Consider the following 8,130-nt stretch of genomic DNA (forward strand, 5'->3'; position numbering starts at 1 on the left):
CGGCATGCCGCGGGGCTCGCGGGCCTGGCGGCGGGCGCGGGCGCCGCGCAGGCTCTGAGCGGCACCCGGACCGATGGCGCTTCCTACGGCGTCGCGCCCGACGGAGCGACGGAGGTGCTCAACGCCGGGGCCGGCGCGCAGCCGGCCGACGGGCGCACCGAGGTCCTCGACGGGGCGGCCCGGCCCTCTGACGGGCGGACCGAGGCGTTCGGCGCGCCGGACCCCTCGCGGCCGCCGGGCGCGACGGAGGTTCTGGACGCCGGCTCCTACGGCGGCAGCTGGGGTGCCCAGGCGGCGGGTGCGAACCAGGCGGATGCGAACGCCGGGCACTCGGGGCTGCAGGGCGCCACGGAGGTGCTGCCCGACGCGGGGCACGCGCCCGGAGGCTACACTGCGCCGGATGGCGCCACACAGGTGCTGCCGGGCGGATCCGGCGAGGTTCAGCCCACCCAGGTCGCCCCGACGGGGGCGAGCGGCACTCCCACGGAGGTGCTCTCAGCGCCCGTCCCGGCCAACCCGGCGGTCATCCCCCCGGCGCGGCAGCCCGCCTGGCCGGGCCAGCCTCAAGGCCAGCAGTACGGTCCGGCCCCGGTCCAGCCCGGGGCCTATCCGCCGGGCTGGGGCGAACGCTTCGGAGGGCCGGTCCCCGGTGCGGAGACGGAAGTGCCGCCGTGGATGCGGCCGGCGCCCTCCGCGTGGTTCCTCGTCGCGCTCGCGGGCGCCGTCCTGTGCGCACTGGCCGTCCGCCTGCCGCTCGTGGCCGTCGTCGCGTACTCCTTCCTGGCCTTCGTCCTCGCGGTCTTCGGAACGGCGCACGCCGACCTGAACAACCGACGCCTGTCCAGAGGCGGCAAGTACTCGGGGGAGGGGCTCGGCGTCGTCCTCAGGCTCCCGTGGGTGGTGGTCAAATGCGCGCTCGCCCAGATCGTGTCCGTGGCGATCGCAGCCGTATTCGGCGCCGGCGCGGTGTGGGGCCTGACCTACCTCGTCCCCGAGCAGCCGCTCGTCGCGACCCTGGCCGGAGGGGCCGTGACCTTCTTCTTCGCCTGGATGACGGGGACGAACCGGAGCGCCCGGCTCGGAGCCCGCGAGCTCTTCGCCGCCATCGCACCGACGGCCTCCTATCGGGCGTTCTGGGCCCTCGCCCTGCTAGGCCTCGCGGCGTTCACGGCCGTGTACGCGATGGAGGCCTCCGCCCCCGACTGGACGCCCCTGCCCGAGGCGCCGATCTTCGCCAGAACCTGATCCGCCGCCGCACGAGCCGGGGACGACGGCCGGCTGCGGACATGTTCGGCCCGTGAGCGAACCGGCCGGACTCGCCGACGCCGCTCCCCCGGACCGATCGCCCACACCCGGACGCCCGGCCCGAGGCAATAGGACGCCCCGCGTCCGACGCCATACTCTGACGCCTCCCGGTGCGCCAAGCGATCGGCTTCACTGAACCGCGTTTCGGCCTGAGTGGGGATTCACAGCGCCAGGGGTTTCCTTCCAAGGCTGGACCCAGCTGGGCCACTTAGAATCTGGACCATGGCATCACGAAGAACACCGGGCCTCTCAGGCGAGAATCTCACCAAACAGGAGCGCCGAGAGCAGGCCCTCAGCCGGGCGCGCGCGATGCAGCAGGCCGAACGCCGCCGCGCGAAGCGCAACCGCCTATTCATGTTTCTCGGGAGTTTCGTAGTGGTCGCCCTGGTGTGCACCGCGGTCTACGTCATCGTCACGTCGGGCAAGGGCAACGACCAGGCCAAGGGCGGCCCCCCGCAGTTCAAGCAGTTCGCCCACAGCAAGAGCGTCATCACCGCCAGCCGGCCGAAGAACGTGACCGAGTGGGCGGGCATCACCCTCGGCAAGGGGAGCGGGGACCGGCCGACGGTCGGCGCGGTCAACGAGGGCAAGCCGACCGTCACGGTCTACTACGACTACCTCTGCCACGTGTGCAACGACCTGGAATCCCAGGTCGGCGGAGACCTCGTCAAGAAGGCGGCGGCGGGCGAGATCACACTCGCCTACCAGCCCGTGTCGGTCGTCGGAGACGTCTTCTCCAAGAAGGCCATGCAGGCCGACTACTACGTCGCCTCGAAGGTTCCGGAGAAGTACGTCGAATTCCACAAGAAGTTCTTCTCGGACATCTCCTCCTCGGCGATCAAGAACCGCAAGGTCCCGCCGGTCGGCGACATCGTCAAGCTCGCCAAGAAGGTGGGCCTCTCCTCCGCTCAGGCGGACGAACTGGAGAAGACGCTCTCGGGCGACGCGTACGGCCAGCTCGCCGAACAGGCCAACCAGCAGTTCCAGAACGACAAGCTGACCGGCACCCCGGCCGTGATCGTCAACGGCAACCGGCAGTTGGTCAACTGGCCTAACGGCGTCCTGCAGAAGGTGCTCTCCGACCTGCCAAAGGAGTCGGCGCCCGGCGCGACGGGCACCCCCGCCCAGTAGCCAGACAGCCGCTTCCAGGGCGGGCGGTCCGAGGCTCGACACGGTCGCGAACCCCCGAGGAGGCCCGCCCTTTCCGGGTCGGGCCTCCGTCGGCCTTGGGGATCCGACCGGATTCTGGCAAGATGTATCCGGGCCTTCTCAAAGCGCGCCACCTTAGCTCAGCTGGTAGAGCTCCCGCCTTGTAAGCGGACGGTCAAGGGTTCGAGTCCCTTAGGTGGCTCCGATCGTCTCCGCTGCGGCGCGAGGAGGCCTTCGACGGCGCCTTCTCGCGGGAAGCTCGTCTCCTCCGGGAATCCAGCCGCTCTTGCCGCCGAGCGCCCATGATCGCAGCCTTTTGGTGGCAAGGATCCTCCTACGTCGGTGTAAGTGTATAATCCATCCGCAGAGGGACGGGCTCGTCGTTTGTTGAAGAATAAACTGGTCATCCGGACCGTTTATCACGCGCCGGTCCGGCAAGCCGATGGCTTGGAGGTGGAGCAGTGACTGTGACGCGACGTTCCCGCACGGCGGCATGGTCGACGCTCTTGGCGACCCTCCTAGCTGTCGGTTTGTTCTTTTACGCCTGGTTGACCGGCTTGGTACTCCAGGACCACCCCTTTCACCGCTTCACCGGGATCACCGGCAAGAAGGTGATCCTGACGATCGACGACGGCCCAGACCCCCGGTTCACCCCCGATGTCCTCGACATCCTCAAGAAGCACGAGGCTAAAGCCACATTCTTCATCGTCGGGAACGCCGCGCGCAGGCATCCCGCATTGATCCGGCGCATCATCGCCGAGGGGCACGAGATCGCCAACCACACCATGACCCATTCCCATCTGGAGAGGACCCCTCACGACGGCGTCGTGCGGGAGATCACCGGCGCGCAGAGCCTCCTCCACGCGATGACGGGAAGCGAGCCGCGGTACTTCAGGCCCCCCAGGGGACGCACGTCGAAAACCGTCGACGAAGTCCTCTCGGACACCGGCCTGACGACCGTCTACTGGACGTTCGCCATGGAGAGCAAGGACGCCCCGACCCCGGAGAAGATGGCTCTGCGCGCCATGCTCCGACTCCGGCCGGGCTCGATCCTCCTGATGCACGACGGCCTGCTCGACCGAACCAAGTCCGTAAAGGCCCTGAAGATCCTCCTCGACCACATCGACGCCGCGAACTACAAGGCGATCAGCCTCAAGCAGGCGTCCGCGCTGCCCGGGGCGAAGCTGGAAGAGGGGTAACCGGGCTTCGCGGCCGGGCCGACGCCGTTCGGGAGAGGCCGACCTTCGAGAGCCGGCCGACCACGCTCCGGCCCGAGCCCGACCGGACCGGAGAGGGGCCCGGGCCGGCGGCTAGGCCAGGGACCAGTCGACCGGCCCTCCGCCGCGCTCGGAGAGCAGCGCGTTGGCGCGCGAAAAGGGCCGCGAACCGAAGAATCCGCGCGACGCCGAGAGCGGCGACGGGTGGGGAGACTCGATCGTCGGCACGCCTGCGAGCAGAGGCTTGAGCTCCTGGGCCGGCCGCCCCCACAGAATCGCCACGAGCGGCCCGCCCCGGGAGGCCAGGCGCCGGATGGCGTGACCCGTGATGGCCTCCCACCCCTTGCCCCGGTGCGATGCGGGCTTGCCCGGTTCGACGGTCAGCACCCTGTTGAGGAGCATGACCCCCTGGTCGCACCACGGAGTCAGATCGCCGCTGTCGGGCGGCGTCAGGCCGAGGTCGTCGTGCAGCTCCCTGTAGATGTTGACCAGGGAGCGGGGGATGGGACGGACGGCGGGATCGACGGAGAAGCTCAGACCCACCGGATGCCCCGGCGTCGGGTAGGGGTCCTGGCCGACGATGAGCACGCGGACGGCGTCGAAAGGATAGGTGAACGCCCGAAGGACGTTGGCGCCGGCCGGAAGGTACCGCCGGCCGGCGGCGTTCTCCTCGCGCAGGAAGTCGCCCATTGCGTGGATGGCGTCTGCGACCGGCTCGAGCTCGTGCGCCCACCCGGGATCGATAATCTCGGCAAGACTCATGCACTCAAGCCTAGCGGGACGTAAGCGATCGGACGCCCGGCTCCCCTCGGCGATCGTCGCATTCCCCGGCGGCCGCCGACCGCATGGTGAATGATGCCCATGGCCCCGTCCAGCGCCCCGGGCCCTGCGGCCGCCCGGCCGCAATCGGGGCGTCACGCCCTGGGAACGCGCGGATCGCGCTGCCTTCGAGGAACGTGGCGAAGGCCCGGGGTAGTCTGTGCCCGGAGCGGTCCGCCGGGAGGCGACCGTGGATGGCTGAGAGGAGGACGACATGGGCGAGGGAGGCGCCGGCCCCGTCCGCCGGGAGAAGGCCTCGGATGGGCGGACGGTCGGTGGAGGCCAGTGGGAGTCCGCGTTGAGCGAGGAGGAGAATGCGATCCTCGACATGGAGGAGAGATGGTGGGCGCATGGGCGTCGGAAGGCGGACGCGATCGCCACGCTGGGGATGAGCCAGACGCGCTACTACCTGGCCCTCAATAGAATCCTCATGGATCCGCGCTCGAGAATGGAACGGCCCGAACTCGTCGGACGCCTGATCAGGCTGCGTGAGCGCAGAATCGGCGAACGCGGAGGCAAATGAGCCCCCGAGCCCTATTTAGTCCCGTTCGCGTGCCTGAGCGCGAAAGGTGGCGTGGACGCTAGGCTAGTCGTGTGGCAGAGAACCGATACCCCCAAGACGAGTTCGACCGGCTCGCCGCTCAGCGCACGGTCCGCGGTACGCATCGACGCAAGGAGTCCACGCTGAAGTGGTGGATCGCCCTTGCCGTGATCCTTGTCCTCGCCCCCGTCGCCGGATGGGCGATCGTCCAGTTCTCCAGTTCGGGGGGCTCCCCCTCCAAGCCCACTGCTGCTCACCCCTCGTCTCAGCAGACCTCGCAGGTCAAGACGTCCAAGAGCGAGGACCCCTCCAAGAAGCCGAGTCAATCGCCCACGGCCAGCCAGTCGCCCAGCACGACCCCTTCCTCGCCGACCCCGCAGGCTTCCCTGAACCGCCCCGTACTGGTCCTCAACGGCGCGGGAATCCGGGGGGTCGCCGCCGAGAAGCAGAAGGCGCTCGCGGCGAAGGGCTTCACGAGCGTGTCGGTCAGCGACTACAACCTCCGGTCCCCTCGCGTGTCGACCGTCTTCTTCCCGAAGGAGTCCGATCGGCAGACCGCGGTGGAGGTGGCCAAGAGCCTCGGCATCTCCGAGCAGAGCGTCCAGCTGTCGCCTGCGGCGACGGGAGGGGATCGGATCGTCGCCGTCCTCAAGAACGACATACGCAGATGAAGCGGCATGCGCAGGCGACCGGCCGCTCCCCGTTGCGCGCTCTGCCGCCGCGGCCTGCCATGGGAGCCCCGCCCGCCTGGGGCCGGACGCGCACTGCGCCGGATGCCGCCGCGCGCTCCGCTTGCGGTGAACGCGCGAACCTTGCACTCACGGCTTGAGAGTGCCAGACTCATGGTTAGCACTCTCGAACTGAGAGTGACAGAAACTCACCGGTCGGTGAGGAGCCGCGCGCGGCGGGAAGGGACCGGCGCGTTCGGCTTCGTCCGTCGCGGGCATCGACTGGATGAACACCCCTAATCGGAGGAACTACAGGCATGGCAAAGACCATTGCGTTCAACGAAGAGGCTCGCCGCTCCATGGAGCGCGGGCTCAACCTGCTCGCCGACACCGTCAAGGTGACGCTCGGCCCCAAGGGCCGCAACGTCGTCCTCGACAAGAAGTGGGGCGCCCCGACGATCACCAACGACGGCGTGTCCATCGCCAAGGAGATCGAGCTGGAGGAGCCCTACGAGCGCATCGGCGCCGAGCTGGTCAAGGAAGTCGCGAAGAAGACGGACGACGTCGCCGGCGACGGCACCACCACCGCCACCGTCCTGGCCCAGGCGCTCGTGCGCGAGGGCCTGCGCAACGTCGCGGCCGGCTCGAACCCGATCGCCCTGAAGAAGGGCATCGACAAGGCCGTCGCACGCATCGCCGAGCGCCTCCTGGCCGACGCCAAGGAAGTCGAGACGGAGGAGGAGATCGCCTCCACCGCCGCCATCTCGGCCGGCGACGCCGAGATCGGACGCGTCATCGCCGAGGCCATGAGCAAGGTCGGCAAGGAAGGCGTCATCACCGTCGAGGAGTCCAACACCTTCGGCCTGGAGCTCGAGCTCACCGAGGGCATGTCCTTCGACAAGGGCTTCCTCTCGCCCTACTTCGTCACGGACCCCGAGCGCCAGGAGGCCGTGCTGGAGGAGCCCTACGTCCTCCTCGTTGACTCCAAGATCTCTAACATCAAGGACCTCCTGCCCCTGCTGGAGAAGGTCATCCAGTCCGGCAAGCCGCTCCTGGTCATCGCCGAGGACGTCGAGGGAGAGGCCCTCGCCACGCTCGTCGTCAACAAGATCCGCGGCACCTTCAAGTCCGCGGCCGTCAAGGCCCCCGGCTTCGGCGACCGCCGCAAGGAGATGCTCCAGGACATGGCCATCCTCACGGGCGGTCAGGTCATCTCGGAGACCGTCGGCCTCAAGCTCGAGAACACCGATCTCGACATGCTGGGCCGCGCCCGCAAGGTCGTCCTGACCAAGGATTCGACGACCATCGTCGACGGCGGCGGCAGCGACGAGCAGATCGAGGGCCGCGTGGCTCAGATCAAGGTCCAGATCGAGAACTCGACGTCCGAGTACGACACCGAGAAGCTCCAGGAGCGCCTGGCCAAGCTCGCCGGCGGCGTGGCCGTCATCAAGGCGGGCGCGGCCACCGAGGTCGAGCTCAAGGAGCGCAAGCACCGCATCGAGGATGCCGTGCGCAACGCCAAGGCGGCCGTCGAGGAGGGGATCGTCGCCGGCGGCGGCGTCGCTCTCATCCAGGCCGGCGAGGAGGCCTTCGAGGGCCTGTCCGTCGAGAACGACGAGGCGACCGGCTCCGCGATCGTCAAGATCGCCATCGAGGCCCCCCTCAAGCAGATCGCCGTCAACGCCGGCTACGAAGGCGGCGTCGTGGTGGAGAAGGTCCGCACCCTGGACAAGGGATTCGGCCTGAACGCCGCCAACGGCGAATACGAGGATCTCCTCGCGGCCGGCGTCATGGACCCGGTCAAGGTGACCCGTTCGGCCCTGCAGAACGCCGCGTCCATCGCGGGCCTGTTCCTGACCACCGAGGCCGTCGTGGCCGACCTGCCGGAGAAGCAGCAGGCCGGCGGCGGCGAGGGCGACATGGGCGGCATGGGCGGCATGTACTGAGTCCACGCCGCTAAGCGGCAGGCGCATCGTCCCGTTGAGCGGGGCGCCCTCAGGGGCGCCCCGCTCTTCTCATCGAGCCTTCCGGGGATCTTTCGGAGACTGCGAATACGAGTCGACGGGCATGCGGACCGAGAGTCTGTGGATGTGCCGCGCGATGACTGCGCGTTCGCGCCCATGTCCGTGCCCGCCGTGCGTGGGAGCGGGGTACCGCGAACAACTGAATATAACGCTGTTCGACACCGCATGCCCGGTGTGCGGGGTCGGGAGTACCGTCCTCACCCGCCGCTGGGTGCGCCCCGCATGCTCGGGTGGAGGTCACAGGTCGGGTTCGCGTTCCATGCCGCTGCCGCTCGCCGGCGCATTCGCATCGACGTCGTCCTCGTCGACCCACTCCGGTGTGGCCGTGGAGACGGGACGCGGCGGGGTGGCGGCCGTCTCCGCGGTGAACGGCGTGGTAGCGGTGGGCACGGCCGCCACGGGAGCGG

At 69.1% G+C, this 8,130-nt stretch carries 6 protein-coding genes, 1 tRNA gene and 1 pseudogene; 7 read left to right on the top strand and 1 reads right to left on the bottom strand.

The window, feature by feature from the left end; all coding sequences use genetic code 11:
* The 4 genes and pseudogenes from HMPREF0043_RS11460 to HMPREF0043_RS04570 form a co-directional block, all read left to right on the top strand.
* Positions 1–1,245: pseudogene (locus HMPREF0043_RS11460) on the top strand (hypothetical protein); the annotation flags it as partial.
* Positions 1,246–1,527: 282 nt separating this feature from the next.
* On the top strand, positions 1,528–2,436 hold the full coding sequence (locus HMPREF0043_RS04560; protein WP_084432171.1) for a DsbA family protein: 909 nt from the start codon (positions 1,528–1,530) through the stop codon (positions 2,434–2,436).
* A 147-nt stretch (positions 2,437–2,583) separates the two neighbouring features.
* A tRNA-Thr gene (locus HMPREF0043_RS04565) sits at positions 2,584–2,656 on the top strand.
* A gap of 259 nt (positions 2,657–2,915) precedes the next feature.
* Positions 2,916–3,653, top strand: a complete 738-nt coding sequence (locus tag HMPREF0043_RS04570) for a polysaccharide deacetylase family protein (protein ID WP_084432174.1) — start codon at positions 2,916–2,918, stop codon at positions 3,651–3,653.
* A gap of 111 nt (positions 3,654–3,764) precedes the next feature.
* Here the strand turns inward: HMPREF0043_RS04570 and HMPREF0043_RS04575 are convergent, their stop codons facing one another.
* Entirely contained in the window at positions 3,765–4,433 is a 669-nt protein-coding gene (locus HMPREF0043_RS04575) for a uracil-DNA glycosylase (RefSeq protein ID WP_021601731.1), read from the bottom strand.
* Between the two features lie 271 nt (positions 4,434–4,704).
* Between HMPREF0043_RS04575 and HMPREF0043_RS04580 the strand changes: the two genes are divergently transcribed.
* From HMPREF0043_RS04580 to groL, 3 genes are all read left to right on the top strand, one after another.
* The gene (locus HMPREF0043_RS04580) at positions 4,705–5,013 is read left to right on the top strand and encodes a DUF3263 domain-containing protein (protein ID WP_021601732.1); all 309 of its coding nucleotides are present in this window, start codon (positions 4,705–4,707) and stop codon (positions 5,011–5,013) included.
* A 71-nt stretch (positions 5,014–5,084) separates the two neighbouring features.
* Entirely contained in the window at positions 5,085–5,702 is a 618-nt protein-coding gene (locus tag HMPREF0043_RS04585) for a LytR C-terminal domain-containing protein (RefSeq protein ID WP_021601733.1), read from the top strand.
* Between the two features lie 314 nt (positions 5,703–6,016).
* Positions 6,017–7,645 (top strand): chaperonin GroEL, encoded by a 1,629-nt coding sequence (gene groL / locus HMPREF0043_RS04590; protein WP_021601735.1) that lies wholly within the window; start codon positions 6,017–6,019, stop codon positions 7,643–7,645.
* Positions 7,646–8,130 lie beyond the last annotated feature (485 nt).

It is taken from the genome of Actinobaculum sp. oral taxon 183 str. F0552 (genome assembly GCF_000466165.1).
Taxonomy (GTDB): Bacteria; Actinomycetota; Actinomycetes; order Actinomycetales; family Actinomycetaceae; genus Peptidiphaga.

Bases quoted from the DNA above. Each gene is read 5' to 3' on its own strand.
- HMPREF0043_RS04560 (WP_084432171.1), top strand. From the start codon at position 1,528: ATGGCATCACGAAGAACACCGGGCCTCTCAGGCGAGAATCTCACCAAA.
- HMPREF0043_RS04575 (WP_021601731.1), bottom strand. From the start codon at position 4,433: ATGAGTCTTGCCGAGATTATCGATCCCGGGTGGGCGCACGAGCTCGAG.
- HMPREF0043_RS04580 (WP_021601732.1), top strand. From the start codon at position 4,705: ATGGGCGAGGGAGGCGCCGGCCCCGTCCGCCGGGAGAAGGCCTCGGAT.
- groL (WP_021601735.1), top strand. From the start codon at position 6,017: ATGGCAAAGACCATTGCGTTCAACGAAGAGGCTCGCCGCTCCATGGAG.